The sequence below is a fragment of the Neolewinella maritima genome, assembly GCF_923081025.1.
Classification (GTDB): Bacteria; Bacteroidota; Bacteroidia; order Chitinophagales; family Saprospiraceae; genus Neolewinella; species Neolewinella maritima.
The window spans coordinates 252,690-275,505 of sequence record NZ_CAKLPZ010000004.1; the positions used below are offsets into that span (position 1 = coordinate 252,690).

The 22,816-nt window shown below is 59.9% G+C and carries 16 protein-coding genes; 3 read left to right on the forward strand and 13 right to left on the reverse strand.

Annotated elements, in window-relative coordinates; genetic code table 11:
- Positions 1-36: 36 nt before the first annotated feature.
- Positions 37-1,824 (reverse strand): translation elongation factor 4, encoded by a 1,788-nt coding sequence (gene lepA, locus MJQ68_RS15215; protein WP_238751990.1) that lies wholly within the window; start codon positions 1,822-1,824, stop codon positions 37-39.
- A gap of 476 nt (positions 1,825-2,300) precedes the next feature.
- On the opposite strand from lepA, the gene MJQ68_RS15220 reads away from it, so the two are divergent.
- Positions 2,301-7,163: a translocation/assembly module TamB domain-containing protein gene (locus MJQ68_RS15220; RefSeq protein ID WP_238751991.1), complete on the forward strand. Its 4,863-nt coding sequence runs from the start codon at positions 2,301-2,303 to the stop codon at positions 7,161-7,163.
- A gap of 4 nt (positions 7,164-7,167) precedes the next feature.
- Here MJQ68_RS15220 and MJQ68_RS15225 read toward each other — a convergent pair whose 3' ends face one another.
- Positions 7,168-9,132, reverse strand: a complete 1,965-nt coding sequence (locus MJQ68_RS15225) for a glycosyltransferase family 2 protein (RefSeq protein WP_238751992.1) — start codon at positions 9,130-9,132, stop codon at positions 7,168-7,170.
- Positions 9,133-9,184: 52 nt separating this feature from the next.
- Here MJQ68_RS15225 and MJQ68_RS15230 point away from each other — a divergent pair, with 52 nt between their 5' ends.
- A complete protein-coding gene (locus tag MJQ68_RS15230) occupies positions 9,185-10,060 on the forward strand; it encodes a CPBP family intramembrane glutamic endopeptidase (RefSeq protein WP_238751993.1) in 876 nt (291 codons plus the stop codon).
- A 9-nt stretch (positions 10,061-10,069) separates the two neighbouring features.
- Here the strand turns inward: MJQ68_RS15230 and MJQ68_RS15235 are convergent, their stop codons facing one another.
- From MJQ68_RS15235 to MJQ68_RS15255, 5 genes are all read right to left on the reverse strand, one after another.
- Positions 10,070-11,266: a GlmU family protein gene (locus MJQ68_RS15235; RefSeq protein WP_238751994.1), complete on the reverse strand. Its 1,197-nt coding sequence runs from the start codon at positions 11,264-11,266 to the stop codon at positions 10,070-10,072.
- A 3-nt stretch (positions 11,267-11,269) separates the two neighbouring features.
- Positions 11,270-12,541: a phosphoribosylamine--glycine ligase gene (gene purD / locus MJQ68_RS15240; protein WP_238751995.1), complete on the reverse strand. Its 1,272-nt coding sequence runs from the start codon at positions 12,539-12,541 to the stop codon at positions 11,270-11,272.
- A 36-nt stretch (positions 12,542-12,577) separates the two neighbouring features.
- Positions 12,578-13,201, reverse strand: a complete 624-nt coding sequence (locus tag MJQ68_RS15245; protein ID WP_238751996.1) for a hypothetical protein — start codon at positions 13,199-13,201, stop codon at positions 12,578-12,580.
- A gap of 17 nt (positions 13,202-13,218) precedes the next feature.
- Positions 13,219-13,902: a uracil-DNA glycosylase gene (gene ung / locus MJQ68_RS15250; RefSeq protein WP_238751997.1), complete on the reverse strand. Its 684-nt coding sequence runs from the start codon at positions 13,900-13,902 to the stop codon at positions 13,219-13,221.
- A gap of 64 nt (positions 13,903-13,966) precedes the next feature.
- The gene (locus MJQ68_RS15255; RefSeq protein WP_238751998.1) at positions 13,967-15,352 is read right to left on the reverse strand and encodes a Gfo/Idh/MocA family oxidoreductase; all 1,386 of its coding nucleotides are present in this window, start codon (positions 15,350-15,352) and stop codon (positions 13,967-13,969) included.
- Between the two features lie 680 nt (positions 15,353-16,032).
- Here MJQ68_RS15255 and MJQ68_RS15260 point away from each other — a divergent pair.
- Positions 16,033-16,773 carry a 5-oxoprolinase subunit PxpA gene (locus tag MJQ68_RS15260; RefSeq protein ID WP_238751999.1) on the forward strand — a complete coding sequence of 247 codons (741 nt, stop codon included), beginning with the start codon at positions 16,033-16,035 and terminating at the stop codon, positions 16,771-16,773.
- On the opposite strand, the gene MJQ68_RS15265 is transcribed toward MJQ68_RS15260, so the two are convergent.
- From MJQ68_RS15265 to MJQ68_RS15290, 6 genes are all read right to left on the reverse strand, one after another.
- On the reverse strand, positions 16,757-17,635 hold the full coding sequence (locus MJQ68_RS15265) for a hypothetical protein (protein WP_238752000.1): 879 nt from the start codon (positions 17,633-17,635) through the stop codon (positions 16,757-16,759). The genes MJQ68_RS15260 and MJQ68_RS15265 overlap by 17 nt on opposite strands.
- 30 nt (positions 17,636-17,665) lie before the next feature.
- Complete coding sequence (locus tag MJQ68_RS15270; RefSeq protein ID WP_238752001.1) at positions 17,666-18,073, reverse strand: ACT domain-containing protein; 408 nt, start codon at positions 18,071-18,073, stop codon at positions 17,666-17,668.
- A complete protein-coding gene (locus MJQ68_RS15275) occupies positions 18,070-18,957 on the reverse strand; it encodes a sterol desaturase family protein (RefSeq protein ID WP_406613070.1) in 888 nt (295 codons plus the stop codon). The genes MJQ68_RS15270 and MJQ68_RS15275 overlap by 4 nt, the downstream gene beginning before the upstream one ends.
- A 255-nt stretch (positions 18,958-19,212) precedes the next feature.
- Positions 19,213-20,730, reverse strand: a complete 1,518-nt coding sequence (locus MJQ68_RS15280; RefSeq protein WP_238752003.1) for a M28 family peptidase — start codon at positions 20,728-20,730, stop codon at positions 19,213-19,215.
- Positions 20,731-20,794: 64 nt separating this feature from the next.
- Positions 20,795-21,877, reverse strand: coding sequence for an alanine dehydrogenase (gene ald, locus MJQ68_RS15285; RefSeq protein WP_238752004.1), 1,083 nt, complete (start codon positions 21,875-21,877; stop codon positions 20,795-20,797).
- Between the two features lie 47 nt (positions 21,878-21,924).
- On the reverse strand, positions 21,925-22,815 hold the full coding sequence (locus MJQ68_RS15290; RefSeq protein WP_238752005.1) for a hypothetical protein: 891 nt from the start codon (positions 22,813-22,815) through the stop codon (positions 21,925-21,927).
- Between the last annotated feature and the right edge of the window lies 1 nt (position 22,816).

Sequence of the window (22,816 nt, forward strand, 5' to 3'; positions counted from 1 at the left end):
GCTCAATATATGATGTACGCGCTGCGAGCCGGCGGTTTAATCCAGCTTCAGCACCTCTAAGAACGCCTTCTGCGGCACCTCTACGTTACCGAACTGCCGCATCTTCCGCTTACCGGCCTTCTGCTTTTCGAGCAGCTTGCGCTTGCGGGAGATGTCACCGCCGTAGCACTTGGCCGTCACGTCCTTGCGCATGGCCGAGAGTGTTTCGCGGGCGATCACCTTGCCCCCGATGGCGGCCTGAATGGCGATCATGAACTGCTGCCGGGGCAGTAGCTCACGTAGTTTCTTACACATCTGCCGGCCGATCTGCACGGCCTTACTGCGGTGTACGAGGGCAGACAGCGCATCCACGTTCTCGCCGTTGAGCTTGATGTCCATCCGCACCAGGTCGGTCTCCTTGTAGTCCTTGGGCTGGTAGTCAAAGCTGGCGTAGCCGCGACTGATCGACTTGAGCCGGTCGTAGAAGTCGAAGACGATCTCAGCAAGTGGCAGCTCGAAGTGCAGCTCCACCCGCTGCGGACTCAGGTAGGTCTGCTTGGTGAGCACCCCCCGCTTGTCGATGCAGAGCGTCATGATGGCCCCGATATAGTCGGTCGTCGTGATGATCTGAGCGAAAATGATGGGCTCCTCTACGCTTTCGCGGGTGTTGGCCTCCGGCAGTTCGGCGGGGTTGCGGATCTCGGTCATCACTCCCTTGGTGTCCGTGACGCGGTAGGTCACGTTGGGCACCGTAGTGATCACGTCCATATTGAACTCCCGGAACAGCCGCTCCTGCACGATCTCCAGGTGCAGCATCCCGAGAAAGCCACAGCGGAAACCGTAGCCGAGGGCCGCACTGGTCTCGGGCTCGAAGATGAGACTGGCGTCGTTCAGCTGCAGCTTTTCGAGGCTGTCGCGCAGGGGCTCGAAGTCGTCGTTGTCCAGCGGGAAAATACCGGCAAATACCATCGGCTTCACTTCCTCGAAGCCGGAGAGCATCTCGCCGCGGCGACTGTCCAGCGTCACGGTGTCACCTACCTTGATCTCGGCCGAGGTTTTCAATCCGGTCACGATGTAGCCCACACTACCGCAGCTGATCTTCTGCTGGGGCTTCTGCGTGATCTCCATGGCACCTACCTCGTTGGCGTCGTAGACGGCGTCGGTAGCGATGAAGCGCAGCGTATCGTTCTTCTTCAGCTCGCCATTCATCACGCGCACGTAGGCGATCACGCCACGGAAGGGGTTGAATACGGAGTCGAAGATCAGGGCCTGCAGCGGCGCCTGGGGGTCTCCCTTCGGGTGGGGCACGCGATCTACTACGGCCTTCATGATCTCGGGTACACCGATGCCCGTCTTGCCGCTGGCCTCAATAATATCCTCGCGGGCGCAGCCGGTTAGCTCGATCATCTGATCGGCCATCTCTTCGATGCGGGCCGTTTCCATGTCCACCTTGTTGAGCACGGGGATGATCTCCAGATCGTGCTCCAGCGCCAGGAAGAGGTTGGAGATCGTCTGGGCCTGAATGCCTTGGGTAGCGTCTACCAGTAGCAGAGCGCCCTCGCAGGCGGCGATCGAGCGGCTCACCTCGTAGCTGAAGTCTACGTGGCCGGGCGTATCGATCATGTTGAAGGTATACTGCTCGCCGTCCGTATGCAGGTAGTGCATCTGGATGGCATGGCTCTTGATCGTGATGCCACGCTCGCGCTCCAGGTCCATATCGTCGAGCTGCTGGTCCATCTTCTCCCGTTCGTTCACCGACTGGGTAAAGTCGAGAAGCCGGTCAGACAGGGTACTTTTCCCGTGGTCGATGTGGGCGATGACGCAAAAATTACGGATATGTTTCAAGCGGCAGGGGGGCTAAGAAGGATCAAAAGGTAGGGCGGCGCGAAGATACAAAACGTGGCAGCCCGTACATGGTTGAGGGCGGGCTCGCGGGTGCGATACGGACTACTGGTAGCACCAGCCAAACCCCCTGGGCTGTCATCCAACATACCGCAACTACTAACAATGCGTTAATACTTCACCTGCTTCGCATCTCTTAGTCCTTCCAGCCGTTACCCTTACACGATCGTAATCCCCACCTGCCATGTCTAAACTATCCGATTTTCTTCAGGAGCTTTTGAACAGTCTTTTTCCAGCTCCTCAGCCAGCCCCCGTACCGGTGCGTACGCGCCCGTCACAGTCTGGCCGGCCCCGTAAGTAAGTACGGTACCCGCCCGGTTGGCTACCGGGGCGGCTCTCCGCTGCGCCATTCCCGATAACACTAGCGGCGCTCGTGATGTTACGGCTAGTGTTTACTAGACCGACTGCCGCTCCCCTTCATGTCCGAACAGCTACCTCCCACTCCCCCCAAGCCGCGCCGTGGAGGCCGCTGGTGGAAGTTGCTGCGCCGGGTAGTAGTCTGGAGTATTGTCGGAGTAATGTTCTTGCTGGGACTTCTGCAGCTTCCCGACTTCCAAAACTGGCTGGCCGACCGGGTTACCGCTAGCATTTCCAATACCCTAGAAACCGAGGTGCGCGTAGATTACGTGCGCCTTTCGTGGTTTGACGAGCTTACCATCGAAGGACTCTTCGTAGAGGATAAGTATGGCGATACCCTGCTGTACGGACAGCGCCTCGAGGCTGACCTCAATCTGCTGTCCCTGCTCGACAACGCCGTGGAGATCGAAGCACTCACCATCGCCAATACCTCCTTCACCATCCGCCGTGACCTGGGAGACGCAGAGACTAATCTGGAAACCGCCCTACAGAAGCTCTTCCCGCCCCGCGACCAGCCCGGAAAACCAATCAACCTGGCGCTTGATCGCTTGGATCTAGAGAACATCCGCTTTCTACAGAACGATAGCGTACGCGGGCAGCGCATCGAGGTGAGCCTGGAGTCGGCCGTCGTACGCATGGATCAACTGGACCTGCCCAACAAAGTGATCGCGGTAAATAGCGCGGAGATCCGTCGGCCCGTAGTGCAGCAGACCACCTTCGACCCAACCCCCCTGACGAACGTACCGGCCCTGGACGAGGCGCTACGCAGCATCGAAGCCGTCGCTACCGATAGCAACCAGGTGAGTCTACACATCCTGGCCGAGAGTATCGAGATCATCGACGGCTCCTTCATCCTGGACAACTTTCGCAAGGATCCCATCGAAATTGCCGACCTCACTTCCGTCGATTTCGCCCGCCTGAATACCCACGATCTGGACCTGGAGCTCACTGAGGTAGATTACCTGGACGGCGAGTTTCGGGCTAAGCTCAAGCACCTCAGCCTGGAGGAGCAGAGCGGGTTTGTCCTCAATCGCCTGAGTGTACAGGATCTACTGGTCACCCCTACGGAGCTACAACTATACGACCTGGTCCTGACTACGCCAGCCAGTGAGCTGTCGGACTCACTGCGCTTCACCTTCCCGGGGGGCTGGGGAGACTGGATCGACTTCAACAACGAAGTACGCATGGAGGTAGGTCTGACCCCGAGTACGTTGGCCGTACGTGACCTGCTCTATTTCGCCCGCAAGCTCCGGTTCAATCCCTTCTTCCTGGACAACCAGGACCAGAGTATTCGCCTGGGGGGCAACTTCAGTGGTCGGGTCAATAACCTGCGCGCCTCCGATGTGGTCCTGGCGCTGGACGACAACAACTACCTCGAGGGGAGCTTCAGCAGCCGTAACCTGGCCCAGCCCGGCTCGGAGGCGCTCAACCTCAAGCTGGACGTACTGAAATCTAATGTAGCTACCCTGCGCCGACTGATCCCCCGGATGAATCTGCCGCCCAACTTCGCGAAGCTCGGACGGCTTGACTTCAGTGGACGGTTCGACGGCTTCTTCACCGATTTCGCGGCAAAGGGGGATCTGCGGACCGACATCGGCCGCGCCGTGCTGGATATGCGCATGGATATCGAGGGCGGCGCACGACGGGCTGAATACAGCGGACGGCTGTCGCTGGATAATTTTGCCCTTGGCCGCTGGACGGACAACCCCCAACTGGGAAGCGTAAACTTCAGTGCAGCCATCGATGATGGGGTCAGCCTGTACCCCGAATCAGCCAGTGCAAACCTCAACGCGACGGTAGAAACCCTGGATTTCAAGGGGTATCGCTACGAAAATGCCCGCATCAACGGCCGGCTGGAGCAGCAGTTCTTTAATGGGAGCTTCGAAATTGCCGATGACAATATCGACCTGAATTTCCTGGGAGAATTGGACTTCCGCGACACCATACCCGTATTCGACTTCCTGGCGGACATTAACAAACTCGACCTACAGGCCCTCAACCTGAGTGAGCGGCCGGTCGTACTCTCCGGTGGCGTGGACCTCAACCTGCGGAATACCGTGTTCAGCGACATGGAAGGTCGGGTGGAACTGGATAGCTTCCAGATTATCCGCGATACGGCCCTGATCGAGATCGGACAACTACTGGCTTACTCCAACTTTAATGCCGAGGGTCAGAAGGTAGTCAAGCTGGAGAGTGATGTAGCGCGGGGGGAGATTATCGGACGCTTCGATATCAATGAAGTGGCCACCAGTCTGACGGACTACCTGATCACGTACTATCCGGGCTGGGCCAGCCGGCTGAAAATCCAGCCCCCCCGGTTCGTACCCGAACCCAACCGCTTTAGCTTCGATATTACGATCCTCGACTCCAAGGGACTCAACCGGCTCATTGCCCCGAAGCTCGGCCCTCTGGTAGATGTACACCTCACGGGTAGCTATGACGGCTTCGAGGATAAGCTGGATGCGGAACTGATCGCGCCACGCTTCACCTTCGATAATATCAGTCTGGTAGACCTGATCGTACGCACCAAGGGGGAGGGCTCGGAGGGGGAGCTGGACCTGGTCATCGACACCACCTTTGTGAACGGAAATCCGCTGCTGGATCAGCTTACGTTGCTCAGTCTGATCGACCGCGATACGATCAATTTCGGTATTAATTACGGGGGCAACGTCGGAGTGTTCCTCGACAAGCTGAACCTCAACGGGGAGATCACCCTGCCGGATACCGCCAATTATGCGATTCGCTTCGATGAGTCGGACCTCGTCCTGTTTCAGGAGCCCTGGACCATTCGGCGGGACAACCGGATCGTGGTCGGCCCGCAGTACATCGACACCCGCAACTTCAGCCTGCGCAGCGGGGACCGCCGTATCCGGCTGGCGAAGCAGGGGACGAGCGGACTGGAGCTAGACCTGGAAAATATGGCCCTCGGTCTGATCGATTCGGTGTGGGCCTACCAGCAGCTGGACTTCAGCGGGCGGGTCAATATTCACCTGGGGGTAGACGACGTATTCAAGCTACGGGGACTGAGTGCGGAGGTGCGCAGCGACAGCTTTCTCATCAATGGGGATAGCTACGGCGATATGCGCATGGACCTGCGCGCACCCGACGCGAAGGGGCGCCTGACCGCCTACATGAACCTCGACCGCGATACCTCCCAGCTTATCGCTGAGGCGACCTATAACCTCGGCGCGCTAAGCGAGACCCCCCGGGTAGATCAGGAGCAGGGCTACCTGGACATGACCGTAGACCTGACGGGCTATCCGCTAGAGATCGCCAGCTACTGGGTGGGCGGCTCGGTATCCAATATCGTAGGCAAGATCGACGGACAGCTCAATGTGACGGGCCCGGCGGGGAAGCCCGATGTAAAGGGCTACCTGGATGCCACTGCCGGAGCCTTTACCCTGGACTACCTACAGACGCGCTACCACTTCAACGACAGTCGGGTAAGGATCACGAACACGCTATTCGATCTGGCGGGCACGCAGTTGCTCGACCGCTACAATAACGTAGCCCGCCTCACCGGAGGCATCACCCATGAGCGGCTCAAGAACTTGGGGATCAACGCGCGACTGCAGACCGACCGCTTCCTGGCGCTCGACCTGGCGCCGGGACAGAACCCCACCTTCTACGGTCGGGCCATCGGGCGGGGCTCGGTTAGCTTTACCGGTGACTTTCGGCAGACGAACATCTACGTCCGCGCGGCGGTGGGCAACGATTCCCGACTGTCCATTCCCGTAGCGGCCGGTAGCGGGGCCGGGGCGATCGACAATGTGCGGTTCGTCAACCGCAGAGTATACCGCGAAGAACAAGAAGAAACTACCGTAGGGGATCCCATCGGGGTGAGCCTGGAGATGGAAATCGAAGTCACCGACCAGGCCATCGGCGAGATCATCTTCGACGAAGACGTGGGCGACGTACTGCGGGGGCAGGGCAATGGTAACTTGACCATCCGCATCCCCCGCGACGGCGACCTACAGATGTACGGTACGATCGCGCTGACGGAGGGAGACTACCTCTTCACCCTTTACCGGGTAGTGAATAAGGAGTTTACCGTGCGGCCGGGGGGCACGGTCACCTGGTCTGGCGATCCCTTCGCGGCACAGATCAATATCGAGGCGGACTATCAAAACCTCAAGACCCCGATCCTGCCCTTCATCCGGGAATACATTCCATCCAGCAACGTGAATAGCGATCTCCAACAGGCGGCCGGCCGTGCTACGGACGTAGACCTCACCCTGAAGCTCTCCGGTATCCTCACCCAGCCGAATATATCCTTCGACATTGCCTTCCCTTCCCTGGACGGCATCCTCGAGAATTACGCCAATAACAAACGCCGGCAGCTGCTGCTGGACCAGAGCGAGCTCAACCGCCAGGTCTTCGGACTGATCGCCGTGGGGCAATTCCTGCCATCCGATCTGAGCTTCAACGTAGCGGATGTGGCCGTAAATACCGTGAGTGAGTGGTTGGGTAGCTACCTGAGCCTGTTGCTCAACGACCTGGTGCAGGACGCCTTCGGGGAGGATGCATTCATCTCAGGTTTCGATTTTGATATCGACTACAACAACTACACCTCCACGACCGTCACGGCCGACGAAAGCGGCGTAGTCAGCGGACAGGCCGTAGAGTTCTCCTTCCGGCGCGACCTCAATAACCGGCTTACCCTACGCGGCGACGTCAACGTGCTGAACAACCGGGTGACCAACTCAGCGGCTACCACCACTGGCACCTTCGTGGGTAACGATATCGTACTGGAGTACGTGCTTAATGACAGCCGCTCACTTAAGCTGCGCGTCTACCAGCGCCGGCAGCCGGATATTGCCAACTCCCGCCGCCTGCAGTTTGGTACCGGCCTAAGCTGGAAGCGGGAGTTCGATAACCTGGATGAGTTCTTTGCCGCCTTCCGCAAGGATACGGGTAAGCGCTAAACGTCTACCGCCCCAATTGCCGCAGGTGACGCACGATCAGTCGCCAGTCCTCCCCTACCCCATAGTCCCGCGCGTACAGCAAGTTGAGATGGTGCAGGGTATCGGTAGCCAGGGATTCTGCTCCCATACCGGGCCACAGCACGCCCGTCCGCAGGGGCGGAAGAACGTCCCGTTGCGGATCATCGGGATGGTAGCCTACCCAACTTTCGCGTGCGAGTAGTACGCGCAGGGCATTGCGGAGTAGCCCGAGGGGCTGGTCGACAAACCAGACCAGCACGGGGCTCAGGAGTAGGACGCAAACTGCCCCTAGCCGGTCAAACAGCCACTTGCCCCGACGGTAGGTAGGATCGCTGATGCGAAGGTTGACATCGATCGTATACAGCGTGCCCCGGCGGTCGCGCTGGTGGCTGCCGATGATACTACCGCTGGCCTCGGGTAAAATGCGGTACTGCACGCCGGGGCCCAGATGGCTCATCCACCGTTGGATGGCCGTATTATCCAGGTCGGCGGAGCAAAAGATGAGCTCTTCGACCCGGTAGAGAGCTACGAGGGTTTCGAGGCGGGCACTGCTTCCGATCGTTTCCCCCGCACCTGCGTGCGCGCCCGTTTGCCAGGCTTCGTCGGTGGGTGCGATACGGCCCAGGTAATTGCGCACCGCTCCGGCCCGCTGCAAAAGGCTAAGCGTGCGCTGAGTCTCTGCCGTGCCCCCCACGATCACCAGGCGCCGATCATGGGCTGCCCCTACGGTACCGTGGGAGAACAGGCTGGCTACGGTACGTACCCCCAACGTCCAGGCCGTCGCCCAGGCTGCTCCCAGGACCAGCAGGGCCCGACTAGGCCGCAGCACTTCGGGAAGCAGCGCGTAGATCGCCAGAAGCAGCAGGGTACCCACGACCAGGCTGCGCAACAGCCTACCGTACGCATAGGGCCGGTCGTAGCCGCCGCCCAGAAATATGCTGCCTATCCACAGCAGGGTGTAGGCCGGAAAGTGTAGGTAATTGATGGTCTCGGGAAAGTAGGTAGGGTCACCGAATTGATAGGCCGACCAGAACTGCTTGAGCAAGCGTAAGCCCAGGTAGATACCTACTGCGTCCACAAGGGGGAAGCGAAGCCGCTGCCAGAGATTGCTGACGACCGTGAGCGTGGCGCGTACGTATACGGCCAGCTGCATCATCCACACCAGCAGACGGGCCTGCGACCCGACAAAGTGCTTGCGGGCGAAAATGATCATGGCCTGATAGAAAACCCGCACGTAGTTGAGGCTACCCCGCTTGGTGCTTTCGCCCTTGTAGTGAATAATACTAGTCTCGGGGAAATAGTAGTTCTGGTAGCCGCCCTGAAGCAGGCGGTAGCTCAGGTCGATGTCTTCGCCGTACATAAAGAAGGCTTCGTCCAGCAGGCCTACTTTCTCCAGGGCTTCGGCACGTAGCCACATGTATGCGCCGGCCAGTACCTCGATGGGGTGGGTCTCGTCGGCCGGCAGGTAGCCCAGGTGGTAGTGGTTGAAGCGGCGGGAGCGGGGAAACAAGCGGGCCAGCCCGAAGGCCTTGGTGAAGGCTACCCAGGGGGTGGGCAGGCCCCGCTTGCTCTCGGGCAGGAAGCGGCCACTGCCGTCGATCATGGTCACCCCCAGTCCGCCGAGCTCCGGATGCGCCTCGGAAAAGGCATAGCAGCGGCGGAAGGTGTCTTCCTGCACTACGGTATCGGGGTTGAGCAGGAGCATGTACTTCCCGCTGGACTGCCGCAGGGCCTGGTTGTTGGCGATCGAGAAGCCGGGATTGGCGGTATTGGCGATGACCCGCACCCAGGGGAAGCGGCGGCGCACGAGTTCTACGGACCCGTCGGCGGAGTTGTTGTCCACGACCCAGGTCTCGGTCTCCATGCCCTCCGTGGCCCGCTCCACGCTCAGCAGGCACTGCTCCAGGAAGTAGCGCACGTTATAGCTGACGATGACGATGGATAGCTGCACGGCCCGCAAAGGTAGTACTAGGGCAGTACCTTACGTCGGCCGAGCAACATCCATGACCGATCCCTTCCGCCACACGACCCTGCGCCTCTTCTTTTTTACCGTGCTGGGCCTGCTCACCATGATCCTGCTGGGGGGTGGCGTAGTGGCGCTAATGGCGCAGCACTATGGCCTGGCTATCGGTCAGGACGGCGTCCTGTTCGACACTGTAGCTGACCGACAGCACCTCCGGCTCATCCTGCTGGTCAATAACCTGGCTACCTTCGGACTATCCGCGGCCCTGGCCCTCTGGCTTACCTACCGCGACCGCTGGAACCAGGCTGCCGGCTTGGTGCGGCCCGTGCGGCCGGGGCTGATCTGGCCGTCTATCTGGACCTTCGTCATCGGGCTGCCGCTGATCGGTCTGGTCGCTTACCTGAACCTGCAGATCCCACTGCCCGACTGGATGGTACGCTCCGAAGCTACCGGCAACACCATGCTGGCCGGGGTACTCACCTTTGACCAACTACCGGAGCTGTTACTGGCGCTACTTACCGTGGCCGTAGTACCCGCGCTGTGTGAGGAGCTGATGTTCCGCGGACTATTACAGGGCCGGCTGCTGAGCGGCATCATGTCGGAGCATGCCGCAGTGTGGGCCGCCGCGGTGGTGTTTTCGGCGATTCACGTGGAGTTTGCCGGTTTTATGCCGCGGCTGCTGCTGGGGGCGCTACTGGGCTACGCCTACCGGTGGACGGGCTCGCTCTGGATCCCGATCCTGTTGCATCTGCTATTCAACGGGATACAGGTGGGGATGACCTACGCCGACGGGGAGTTCACGCCGGATACGGAGATGGATACATCCTTTATTCCGCTGTTGATCGTAGGCTCACTGAGCATGGCCGCGACGGGGTACCTGGTGTACCGGAACGAACGTAGTCTACCGGAACAGTAGGTCGAGGCCTTAGACTGTCTCCCGCAGTGAGTTGCTTTCCGCAAAGATGTGTTGGAACAAGGCCTCCTGGTCGGGTCCGAAGGTATCCCCCCGTCGTGCCATCACCCGGCTAGCGGTGACCATCGCCTTTTCCGGCCGGTAGGTGGTGAGCCCCTCCGCCCCACCCCAGCTGAAGGAGGGAAGAAATACGGGTGGGAAACCGGGACCGAACACGTTGGTCGAAAAGCCGATCACGGTACCAGTATTGAGCATCGTACCGATACCGGTTTTGGAGTGGTCTCCCATGATCATTCCGTGAAACTGTAGTCCGGTCGCCCGCCTGGCCCTGTCGGCGTACGACCAGACCTTTACCGCGCCATAGTCATTCTTCAGATTGGAGGCATCCGTGCCGGCACCGATGTTACACCATTCGCCGATCACAGCATTACCCAGGTAGCCGTCGTGCCCCTTGTTGCTGTTGGCCTGGAAAACTACATTGCTGAGTTCTCCGCCGACCTTGCAGCGGTCACCGATGGTGGTACCCCCGTACACCTTTGCGCCCATTTTGACTACGGCCCCCGCATTTACAGCGATGGGACCGCGGAACAAGCAGCCCTCGAGGATGGTAGCATCCCGGCCCAGGTAGATCGGTCCAGAACGGGTATTGAGAATAGCACCGTCAATGCTCACGCCGGGCTCGATGAACAACTGGTCTGCCGGTCCGATCAACTGATTGGTATCGGGAAGCGGGGCAGACGTACGCCCGCTGGTGATTAGCTCGAAGTCTTCCCGTAGCGCGCGCTCATTATGCAGAAATATATCCGCGGGTCGCTGGATGCGCAGCAACGGAAGGTTAGGCATATCCTTCCGCCGGGCCTTCAGGGTCTGTTGCTGGCGTAAGGCGTCTAGATCGTCCTGATCCAGGTGGCCTAGGAGAAGCTGATCCCCTTCGTAGTAGGCGGTGTGTAGCGGAATGTTTTGCAGCAGCGAGAGCAGTTCCACCGTCGGTAACAAGCTACCGTCGATCAATAGGTTAGCGGGTCCAGATTCCAGGGGAAAGATAGAACTGAGGTAGTCCTGCGTCAGGTAGCTGACGGGAGCCTGTAGGTGGCGGGACCACTTCTCGGCGATGGTCAGGCTACCTATCCGGAGGTCGGCAACGGGACGGGCGTAGGTCAGCGGCAGCAGGGCGGTGCGTACCGCGGCGTCGAATAGAATTACGTGCATAGCCTATAGGTCGAATCCGATATCGGAGCGGTAGCTGGCACCCTCAAACTGAATCAGCTTAGCGGAGGTGTAGCAGCGTGCCAGGGCTTCCTCGATGGTCTCGCCGTAGCTGGTTACCGAGAGTACCCGTCCGCCGTTGGTGACTACGCGGTCGCCATCCTCCTTGCGCGTGCCGGCGTGGAAAATCATACTATCCGTCACCTCGTCCAGGCCGGTAATGGCCTTTCCTTTCTCGTATTCCCCGGGGTATCCACCACTGGTGAGTACTACCGTAGCGGCCTGCCGATCATCGATCTTGAGTACCGCGCCACTCAGCCCACCCTCGGCGGTTTCCAGCAGTAACTGCATCAGGTCGTTCTCAAGTCGGGCTAGTACGGACTGCGTTTCCGGATCGCCCAAACGGCAGTTGTATTCTATGACCTGTGGCTCCCCGTCTACGGCGATAAGACCGATAAAGATGAAGCCGCGGTAGTCGAGTTTCCGCGCCTGAATACCGTGTAGGGTTGGCTGGATGATGGCCTGCTCGACTTTGCGCAGCATATCGGCGTCCACGAAGGGAGGGTGACTCACGCTCCCCATGCCACCAGTGTTCGGGCCGGTATCGCCCGCCCCGGCACGCTTATAGTCCTTGGCTACCGGCAGCATCCGGTAGGTCTTACCGTCAGTGAGTACGAAAACAGAGAACTCGATACCGTCCAGAAAGTCCTCCACGACAACGGTGCTACTGGCTTCGCCAAACTTCCCGTCGAGCATAGCCCGCAGTTCCTGCTGGGCGTCCTCTACATTGTCAACGATCACTACCCCCTTGCCGGCGGCTAGTCCATCGGCCTTCAGTACGAAGGGTCCATCCTGCTGGGCCAGGTAAGCTTCCCCCTCCGCTATGTTCTCAGCGGAGAAGCGTCGGTAGCCCGCCGTGGGGATGTTATACTCTTCCATGAACGCCTTGGCGTAAGCCTTACTTCCCTCCAGACGGGCGGCCTCCTTACTGGGACCGATAAAGTATACGGCCTTGAGTTGCTCGTCGGTACTGAAGTAATCCTGAATACCACGTACCAGGGGCTCTTCCGGGCCGCAGACTACCAGCCGCACATTGTGTGCCAGAACCACTTCGCGCACGGCATCAAAATCGTTGGGGTCGATAGCTAGGTTCGTACCGTACGCTTCGGTTCCCGCATTGCCGGGGGCGATAAATAGCTGGGCGCAGAGGGGGCTCTGACTGATGCGCCAGGCCAGGGCGTGCTCACGGCCACCACTGCCGAGTAAAAGAACGTTCATAAAGTCAAGGTTTAAGGGCGCGCTAAGGTAGGGCGCTTATTCCACCACGACGTGGCGGGTAGGGGTGTAGTATTCCGTCAACAGGCTCACCTTGAGGTAGTCCTGCTGGTCGCGGAAGCGTTGCTGTTTGATGAGGTAAACGGCGTAGTTGCCCGGTGCGAGATCTTCTAGTGTGGGGGTGGTCAGGGTGACGCTTCCCTGCCGGCTGGGGCCAGTCAACAGGATGCGCTGCTCGGCCCCCCGCCCCTCCGGTTGAAAGGATACGACCAGGCTTTCGTTTTCGGCTAACCCCCGCTCGGCGACCGCAAACTCGGTCGTTGCGGTACGGTGCAAAGTATCCGGCAGCGAGTCACTGTGTACGGCACTCAGCCGCAGCGAAAAGCGCGCATCTTCCTCCCCATCTTCCAGGGTGAACCGAATGGGCCGACGCAGATCCACTTCCTCTGCAAAGCGAAACCGGCGGTCCGGTAAACGGTGTAGTGGCTCCATGATTTTACCCTGAAAAATGGGCGGACGGGTAGTCGAGTCCGGCAGAATCAGGTCGGCGGTAAGCCGACGGGTATCCGACCGATAGCTCAGGTGACCGGTCACCGCCTGTACCTCCCGGATGGGTTCCGGGTCCGATGGACCGCAGCCGAGGCTGCAGAACAGGCAAAGCATGGTGTACCGGAAGGTCACTACGCCAGGCTCCAGTCGATGGGGGTCTTACCGTTGGCCTCCAGGTACTCGTTGGCCTGCTTGAAGTGCTGGTTACCGAAGAATCCCTTGTCGGCCGAAAATGGCGAGGGGTGTGCGCTTTCCAGGATCAGGTGCTTATCCCCATCGATAAGGGCAGCCTTCTTACGTGCGAACGCGCCCCACAGCATAAATACCGTGTGCTCGGTCTTGTCACTTACCGCCTTGATGCTCGCATCCGTGAAGTACTGCCAACCCGATCGCTTGTGACTGCCTGGCTGATTGCGTTCTACGGTCAGCATGGAGTTGAGGAGGAATACACCCTGCTCGGCCCACTTCGTGAGGTCGCCGTGGCCGGGCTTCTGGATGCCGAGGCTATCATCGATCTCCTTGTAAATATTGCGCAGACTGGGGGGAGGCGTCACACCCCGCGGCACGCTGAAACTGAGGCCCATCGCCTGCCCCGGGTTGTGGTAGGGGTCCTGGCCCAGGATCACCACCTTGACCTGATCCAGCGGGGTGGTATTGTACGCGTTGAAGATCAGGGAGCCGGCGGGGTAGATCGTTTTCCCGTCCACTTTCTCCTGCTTGATGAAACCGATCAGGGTATTGAAGTAGGGTTTACCGAATTCATCCTGTAGGGCGTCTTTCCAGGAGGATTCGATCTGTACGTTAGTCGTGGCCATAGCGTGGTATACATAGTTGGGGTGCGGTGGAGTAAGGAAAGTTGGGACCAAATTGTTTGCTCGCCTATACTTTCACCAGTTCATCCAGCCGCACCGCCCGCCGCTCCCTGATGCTCCGACGGGCAGCTACGCCAATCAGGATCGACAGCGCCCCATCCCGCGTCCCCGCCATATGACCCAGGGGATCGGCCGCATCGGGATGCACGAATAGGTAGTCCAGCATCCGCCGGTCTCCGCCGCCGTGGCCGTAGCGGTACTTGGGTACTTTGATGCTCTCGTGCTCGGCCTCGAAGTTGTCGTGCACTACGATCTCGTAAAATTCCGTGGGCACCTCCCCCTGCCCGGTCGCCATCTCGTCGTCGTGCAGTGCGTCCTGCTCCTGCTCGGAGTACTCCCCGCGCTGGTAGGGGATATCCTCCCAGCTATCGATACGCCCGTCGTGACCGTTGAAGGCGATGCGATAGCCCTCGTAGGGCGAATAGGTGGTCAGGGAGTAGTTCACCACCACCCCGTTGTCGTACAGGATCTGGGCGCTCATCTTGTCCCAGATATCGATGTCTTCGCGGTACACGCAGGCGTCGCGGATATAGCCGTCGATCTCCTCGTGCTGCACGTACAGCCGCATCGAGGACTCATCCTTGGTGATGTCCCAGTAGTACGGGCACTCGGTCTTGTGCGGACACGTCCGGCAGGATACCCCACGATACGGACCGTTCTTTCCGTAGTGTTCCAGGGCACCGTAGGCGGTCACCTCCACGGGGGTGGCCCCCACCCACCAGTTGAGCAGGTCGAAGTGGTGGGTCGCCTTGTGGACCCAAAGGCTTCCGCTGTTCTCCACGTAGGCGTGCCAGCGGCGGAAGTAGCTGGCTCCGTGGTAGACGTTGAGGTACCAGTGGAAGTCTACGCTCGTCACCTCCCCTACCCGCTTGTCGTGCAGCAGTTGTTTGATGGCTGTGTTGTGCGGCGTGTGGCGGTAGTTGAAGGTCACCAGTACCTCACGGCCGGTGCGGGCCTGGGTATCCAGGATGGCCTGGCACTTGGCGGCGTCCGTCGTCATCGGCTTCTCGGTGATCACGTGGGCCCCGGCCTCCATGGCGGCCACGATGTAGGTATCGTGGGTAGCGTCCATCGTAGTGACGATCACCCATTCCGGCTGGGTTTGCTGCATCATCTCCCCGAAGTCGGTGAAGGTGGGGCAGTCTACCCCCATATACTCCCGCACCGTCTCCAACCGCCCCGGATTGATATCACACAGGCCCACGAAGGTGACTTGCTCCCCGTAGTTCTCTACCAGGTTCTTTCCCCACAGCGTACTGCCCCGGATCCCGGTACCGACCAGGGCGACGCGTTTTTGGGCGGTATTTTTCCAGCGCGTAAAGGCACTGGCCTGTCCGGCCGCCAGCGCCGCGGCCAGTAGAGAACTTGATCTAAGAAACTTCCTGCGGTGCATACCTGCTGTTTACTGCATAAGATAGGGGAAGTTTTACGGGCGCGAACGCGGGTGCGGAGGATAAACCTCGAACCGGTCGGTTCCCGGCATCCCTGCCGGGGGGAGTAGCTTTATCGATTGGGCTGGTCCCAGCAGATAGGACCAGGGCATGTGAGACCAGCTAGTACCGCAGCTGGAAGCCACGAGCCTGCGCGTTGGTTCCCGGCATCCCTGCCGGGGGAGTAGCACTATCGATTGGGCTGGTCCAAGCTGAAAGGGACTAGGGCATGCGAGAGCAGCTAGCACCGCGGCTGGAAGCCACGAACCGGTCGGTTCCCGGCATCCCTGCCGGGGGAGTAGCATTATCAATTAGGCTGGTCCCAGCAGATAGGACCAGGGCATGCGAGACCAGCTAGTACCGCGGCTGGAAGCCACGAGCCGGCGCGTTGGTTCCCGGCATCCCTGCCGGGGGGAGTAGCTTTATGATTGGGCTGGTCCCAGCAGATAGGACCAGGGCATGCGAGACCAGCTAGCACCGCGGCTGGAAGCCACGAACCGGTCGGTTCCCGGCATCCCTGCCGGGGGAGTAGCACTATCGATTGGGCTGGTCCGAGCAGATAGGGACTAGGGCATGCGAGACCAGCTAGCACCGCGGCTGGAAGCCACGAAGCGACATGCCGCGAACCGGTATCTTGACCCCCATGGCCTTACTACTAAACGCAGATCTGGGTGAAAGCTGGTATGACCGACGCATCGGCAACGATGCCGGACTCATGCCCTACCTGGACCTGTGCAATATCGCTTGTGGGATGCACGGCGGGGACGCACTGACCATGCGCCGCACGATCGAGCTGGCCAAACTACACGACGTGCGGATCGGGGCACACCCCAGTTTCCCTGATCGCAAAAATTTCGGTCGCGTGGAGATGGATCTTCCCCTTCCTCGGTTGGAGGCGTTGATCCTGTATCAAGTAAGTGCACTACAGGGTATGGTCCGTGCTATTGCAGGAGAAGACCTATACCATATCAAGCCCCACGGGGCGCTCTATCATTACGCCAACCGGCACGAGGAATTGGCGCGAGGCATTGCCCGAATAGCTACCCAGCTTAGGGTGCCGTACTTAATGGGGCCGCCCACCGGAGAACTGCGCCGCGCGGCTGAGCGGGCGGGACTAGCTTTTCTTGCCGAGGGGTTTGCCGACCGGCGCTATACACCGGATCTTACCCTCCAGTCGCGCAGCGCACCGAATGCCTGTATCGATACGATCAAAGAGGCTGCGGCGCAGGCCAAACTATTAGCGGCGGGTCAGGTGCGGGCTATGGACGGCATCACTTATCCACTACAGATCAAAACGCTGTGTATACACGGCGATCATGCTGGAGCGGTGGAGCGAGCGCAGGCTATTCGCGTGGCACTAGCGGCGGCTACTCCTCCTCGATAATGGCATCATCGATGAGGCTATCACCGTCGCCGTCGTTGTCCATGAAGCCGGCGATCAGGTCACTCTTTTTTCTTGGTTCGAAGTCGGGATCGTCCTGTACGCGCATGTCCTTACCCCCCTCATTGTGGTAGTCTCCCTTAGCGAAGCGGTCGGCGCGATCGAAAAAGCTGTCGGTACCGCTGAGCGTGGAGTCTTCGGTGGTCCGCTCACCCTCCTTATTATCGAAGGCCCGCGCGCGGGCTTCGGCCTGGGCGGCGGCGGCTTTAGCTTCACGGATGGTATCCTCGAGGTCCATCTTCTCGGTCTCGCGATTGGCGTGCTCGACGAAAGCATCCGTCTTGTCCTTCAGGTCAACACCGGCCTGCGCGGCACGGTCGAGCAATTTATCGCCCAGCTTTCCAGCCTGCTCCTTAGCCTTGAGACCGGCGCGAGCGGCCGCGTCGAGGGAGGAGTCCGCCACCTGCCGCAGGGCGGAAGGTTCTTTAGGCGTGGGTGGGGTGCCTTCTTCCAGCCCGTCCTCGAAGTCGATGCTACCGGATTTGGGAGCTTCTCGCTCCGGACTCAGATCGAGGCTACCGAACCCGAGTTCTTCATCGATGATATCCTTGGCCTGCTCCGTAGTGTCTGGGGGCGTCACGGGGTCGGGCTCCCGAAAGACCGCATCACCTAGATCGTTTAATGCGTCCTTTCCTTTCTTGATGTAGTCCGGCGCGCGGTCGGCTACCACGGCAGCGGCGCGTTTACCCATTTCGAGCAGTTCGTCTCCCTGGGTAGTAAGCTCGTCTTCGACCTTACCGGCCTGGTGCTTGGCGACGGACTTAGCGCCGAAGAAGATCTTTTTAAGGTCGCTGAAGATTGGCATGCTATACAGTTGATGGTAGTACGTATAAAACTACGTGCCCTGTGTCATGTTCGTGAGCACCGTCATGGCCCGTGTTTCCTTGCTACAAGCTACGAATAGATGATCGTGGTAAGTTCCAGCGACCACATTGCAGGAAATCTCGTGAGCGGTCAGGGCATTGGCTACCGCGGCGGTGAGTCCTACAGCCGCTAAAGAGGAGTGCACCTGGAGCGTGATCCAACTGTATGCGCCGGAGTACGCCAGACCGAGCTTATCCGCGGTAGCCGCTGGCACGATCAGACTCATACCCTCTGCTTCCTGGACCATCGCCACGGTTTCACGGGGTATAGCGCTATCCGACGGCAGGGTCACAAACGCATAGCGTCCTTCGTTAAGCATCGGACACATTTCCGCGAGCAGCTTTTCCAACCGTAGCTCCCCACTATCGGGCGGGGTCATACGACTACGTTGCCCGGCGTCTCCTGGCCTACCTCCTTATCCTGTTGGGCATCACTGGCCGAGGGTACCTGACCATCTTTGTACTTGTAGAAGCCGTAATGCTTCTCCTTGTCCAGGGTAAGCCCCGGACCGTGGAAGATGATCCGCCACCATGCCTTGGGGTGTCGATACTCCATCATGTCATGAAACATGGCCATGTGCTCGTGAAAGACCAGTTTGACCGGATTGTAGCTGTTCACCGGCGTGAGGATGCCGTAGTTGGGCGTCTCTTGCTCCGGACAGAAGGTGCCAAACATCCGGTCCCAGATAATGAGGCTGGAGCCGTAGTTCTTGTCCAGGTATTTTTCCTCCGTAGCGTGGTGCACGCGGTGGTGGCTCGGGGTGACGAAGATGAATTCGATCGGTGCCCACATGCGGTCGATCAGCTCGGTATGGATCCAAAACTGGTAGAGTACCCCGATCTGCATGCAGATGAAGAACACGAAGGGATCGAAGCCCAGCAGGGCAGCGGGTACGAAGAAGATTACCTTGATGTGCTGCGTCCACCCCAGGCGGAAGGATACCGTAAAATTGTACTGCTCGGAGCTGTGGTGCGTAACGTGGGTAGCCCACCAGAAGCGCTGCTCGTGACTTACCCGGTGGGCCCAGTAGCGACAGAAGTCTACGACGATGTAGCACAGGGGAAAGCTCCACCAGCTAGTGGGTACGTACAGCGGCGTCAGATTATAGAAAAACAGGATGATACCGAAGGTAGCCGCCTTGACCAGCGCGGTACTGATCAGGTTACCCACCCCGACGCCGGCGGCCGCCAGGCCGTCCTTGATGTCATACTTGTGCTTGTCCGCATGGCTGCTGCCCGCCCGGTCGGCGATGTAGGCCTTCATCTCCTCGGCGTAGCTATTGCGCCGCTGGGTGTAGGTGATGGGGTTGTAGCCTGAGTTGCGGAAGGTGGGGGCGTAGTCGGTCAGGAAGCCCAGCTGCTCGGCGGCCTCCTCGAGTTCGTGGATATACTCGTGCCGGCGCAGGAACCATTCGATGATGGTCAGGGCCACCATGACGGGCACGGCGTAGACAATGACCGGGGGGAATTCCAGGTTCTGGATGTCGTCGAAGGTGTAGAGCGGCTTGGTCATAGGTGTTTACTTTCCGGTACCGTAGAGGGTTTTACCGGCGGCTTCGTATTTGTCACCCTCCACCCACGTCGGCACGGTGTCCCGGTTAGCGATCAGGCGGGCAGCCAGCGTGAATACTTGACAGTACACCTTGAGGTACTGCATATTGATGGTTTCCGGATTGTCAGTCACCTGATGGTAATACTGCATGATCTCGTCCGAAAAGCCGGTGGTGCCCCCACTGAACGTCAGGGCAGGGATGCCCAGTGCAGCGAAGTTCACATTATCCGAACGGTCAAACAGCCCCTGCTCCGGGGCGGGGTCGTTGATGACCGATTTGCCGAACGCAGCCGCGGCCGCCTGCACCTGAGGATCGATACCGGTGCGTCCGGCACCAATGAGCGATACCGCGGTAGTATCGTCGTAGCCCGCCCCGTCCGTATTGAAGTTAAATACGGTCTGCTCCAGCGGCACCAGGGGATGCTCCGCGTAGTACTTGCTACCCAGCAGTCCGAGCTCCTCGCCGGTCACGGCCAGAATGACGATCGACCGCCGGGGAGGTACCTCGGCAAAGGCGCGGGCGGCCGCCAGCAGACTGATGGTACCGAATGCGTTATCGCGGGCTCCGTTGAAGATGCTGTCGCCGGGCGAGTAGAATCCCCCACCCTGCGCACCCACGCCTACGTGGTCGAAGTGGGCCGTCATCAGCATGTATTCATCGGCCACGGTCGGGTCGCTGCCCCGCAGGATACCCCCTACGTTGCGGCTACCCATGTCCTCGACGCGCATTCCAGTGCTCATCACCTGACCCGGCAGACCGTTCGGTGCGTCCTGCAGATCCCGGACCGAAGCATTCGCAAAATTGACGAAGCCATAGGGGATGCTCGCAGGAGCACTATCGTCGCTGACGCTCATGCGCTCGCCCCCGAGGTAGCCGCGGAAGCCCGTCCAGGGGTACGGCAGCGCGTAGATTTCGAACACCGCCACCGCACCCGCGGCCGCGGCGAGTTCCGCCTTTTCGCTTACGCCACGGAAGATGCCCGACTGCCCGGGGTTACCCGGAATACCGGCCCGGGTGATCACGATCTTGCCGCTTACGTCCAGGTCCTCGTAGTCATTGTGGCCCATCTCCTCATCTACCCAGCCGTAGTTGGCATAGACCACCGAGGCAGTGGCCTCCGCCGCCGGTCCCCGCAGCACGATCATTTGCTGACCCACCGTATAGGTGCTGTCTCCGATGGTCAGGGACGCTTCCAGGGGAGCATTGACCCGGTTGAGGGGGACAGACTGAAAGTAGCTACTGTCCTGCGCGTTGATGGGCGCATACCCATAGCCCCGCAGCAGGGCCGCGATGTACTCAGCCGCTACCTCGTTGCCGATCGCTCCGGTACGGCGGCCCGCCAGGTAATCGGATGCCAGAAAGTGCATTTCACCGGCTAGATCGAGCTGGTTGAAGCGGAACTCGGGGAGATCACGGTCAATAGTGGAGTCCTGCGCTAGAAGGCCCAAGGGGAGTAAAATGAATAGTAGCGTATAGCGAATCACAGAACTAATGGTTTAGCGGAACAAATCCGGAGTGCTGCTCCGGACGGTAAAATCGATGCGTGGATTAGGCGAAGGCTTCGGCTACCTCTTCGTAGACAATCTCGCCGCGTACGACGTTGAGTCCTGCCTTGAGGCCGGGGTTTTCGTCCGTTGCCCGCTCCCACCCCTTCTGGGCGATCTGTAGCAGGTAGGGGAAGGTCGCGTTGGTCAGGGCCAGGGTGCTGGTGAAGGGTACCGCGCCGGGCATATTAGCCACGCAGTAGTGGATCACACCGTCGATCACGTAGGTAGGATCTTCGTGGGTGGTGGGGTGGCAGGTCTCGATGCAGCCGCCCTGGTCTACCGCCACGTCGATCACGACGGTACCGTCGCGCATTTCGCTCAGCATTTGGCGGGTGATCAGGTGGGGAGCTTTGGCCCCGGGGATGAGTACGGCACCGATGATGAGGTCGACGCGGTCCAACTCCTTACGGATGTTGTATTCGCTGCTGAACACCAGGGTCACGTTGGCGGGCAGTACGTTGGCCAGGTGGCGCAGCCGCTCCAGATTGATATCCATCAACGTGACGTTGGCGTGCAGACCGGCAGCCATCTTAGCCGCCTCGGTCCCTACGATGCCCGCACCGAGGATGAGTACCCGCGCGGGGTGTACGCCGGGTACGCCGCCGAGGAGAATGCCGCGTCCACCGGCCGGCTTTTCGAGGTACTTGGCGCCTTCCTGTACGGACATGCGACCGGCAACTTCGCTCATGGGCACCAGCAGGGGCAGGCTCCCGTTGGGTCCTTCGACGGTCTCGTAGGCCAGGCAGATCGCCTTGCTGTTGACCATAGCTTCGGTCAGGGGCCGCGAGCTGGCGAAGTGGAAATAGGTGAAGAGCAGCTGTCCCTCCCGTACCAGCTTGTACTCCGATTCGATGGGCTCCTTGACCTTGACGATGGTTTCGGCGCGGGCGTAGACCGACTCGATGTCGGGCTGAATCTGTGCGCCGGCCTCTTCGTAGTCGCTGTCCAGGTAGCCGCTGTTCACGCCGGCATTGGTCTGGACGAGGACGGTGTGGCCACGGCGGACCAGCTCAAGCGCGCCGCCGGGGGTAAGGGCTACGCGGTTCTCATTATTCTTAATCTCTTTAGGGCATCCGATGATCATGGGTCGGTGGGGCTTGGTTAGGGCGAAGGAAAGGGGTACTAGAATGATTACTCGGCCACGATGGCGAGTTGGTTTTGTCCATTGTAGGCCAGGCGGCTGATCCGCTGAAAGCCGTAGTAGCTCAGGTCGACGACCTCCCGCCACTGTCCGCTGCCGTCCCTAGGGTCGAGGCGGTAGAGCCGGCTGCCGCTGCCGGCCAGGAAGGTACCGTCGGGCAGGAGAATGAAGTCTTCCGTTTCCCGGGCCATGGGGGCGATGACGCGGGGTGCATCGTCGAGGCGGTAGAGGTTCTGCTCCACCAGGTTCCAGGGAGTGGTATTCTTATCCACGTAGACCAGGTTGCCGTTGTTGAGCCGCGTGAACGCCCGTCCGGTATTGGTGGCCAGCGTACGGGTGGCGTCGCCGTTTGTAGAGGCCAGCACCAGTTGATTGGGCTGGGCGACCATATAGAGGGCTAATTGGGCGTTGTTGAGCCATTCGTAGTAGCCTACTCCGGTCACGCCGGGGAGTACCGGCTTGCCGTTGTCGGACAGGTCGGCCGGAAATTCCCACACCCGGAGCACGGTATCCTGCCCGGTGAATTCCTGACGCACAGCCGAGATGCGGCTACCGCCCACCATCTTTTTGGGGCTGTACTCGCCGGCCTCGGTATCGGTGAGCCGCTCGCGGGTATTAGTGGTCAGATCGAAGCGGTACAGTTCTGGCTGCACCATGTCCGGCAGCTTGATCGAAGCGTAGAGCAGGTTGCGATCGGCCCAATTGGGGTGGTTGTTGTACCCCTGCGCGTTGAAGCCGCTGAGGTAGCGTGGATTGCTCAGACTTACCGAGGTATCCGCCAGCCGAATATCGAACACGTAGAGTTGCGTCGGTGGGGCCTGCCCCCGTAAGCCGCCCAGGGCGAATGCACACGAAGCAAGGCAGAGCAGAAAACGGAGCATG

Excerpts from the sequence above, each read along its gene's own strand:
- MJQ68_RS15220 (WP_238751991.1), top strand. The coding sequence starts at position 2,301 with ATGTCCGAACAGCTACCTCCCACTCCCCCCAAGCCGCGCCGTGGAGGC.
- MJQ68_RS15230 (WP_238751993.1), top strand. The coding sequence starts at position 9,185 with ATGACCGATCCCTTCCGCCACACGACCCTGCGCCTCTTCTTTTTTACC.
- MJQ68_RS15235 (WP_238751994.1), bottom strand. The coding sequence starts at position 11,266 with ATGCACGTAATTCTATTCGACGCCGCGGTACGCACCGCCCTGCTGCCG.
- purD (WP_238751995.1), bottom strand. The coding sequence starts at position 12,541 with ATGAACGTTCTTTTACTCGGCAGTGGTGGCCGTGAGCACGCCCTGGCC.
- MJQ68_RS15245 (WP_238751996.1), bottom strand. The coding sequence starts at position 13,201 with ATGCTTTGCCTGTTCTGCAGCCTCGGCTGCGGTCCATCGGACCCGGAA.
- ung (WP_238751997.1), bottom strand. The coding sequence starts at position 13,902 with ATGGCCACGACTAACGTACAGATCGAATCCTCCTGGAAAGACGCCCTA.
- MJQ68_RS15255 (WP_238751998.1), bottom strand. The coding sequence starts at position 15,352 with ATGCACCGCAGGAAGTTTCTTAGATCAAGTTCTCTACTGGCCGCGGCG.
- MJQ68_RS15260 (WP_238751999.1), top strand. The coding sequence starts at position 16,033 with ATGGCCTTACTACTAAACGCAGATCTGGGTGAAAGCTGGTATGACCGA.
- MJQ68_RS15265 (WP_238752000.1), bottom strand. The coding sequence starts at position 17,635 with ATGCCAATCTTCAGCGACCTTAAAAAGATCTTCTTCGGCGCTAAGTCC.
- MJQ68_RS15270 (WP_238752001.1), bottom strand. The coding sequence starts at position 18,073 with ATGACCCCGCCCGATAGTGGGGAGCTACGGTTGGAAAAGCTGCTCGCG.
- MJQ68_RS15275 (WP_406613070.1), bottom strand. The coding sequence starts at position 18,957 with ATGAAGGCCTACATCGCCGACCGGGCGGGCAGCAGCCATGCGGACAAG.
- ald (WP_238752004.1), bottom strand. The coding sequence starts at position 21,877 with ATGATCATCGGATGCCCTAAAGAGATTAAGAATAATGAGAACCGCGTA.
- MJQ68_RS15290 (WP_238752005.1), bottom strand. The coding sequence starts at position 22,815 with ATGCTCCGTTTTCTGCTCTGCCTTGCTTCGTGTGCATTCGCCCTGGGC.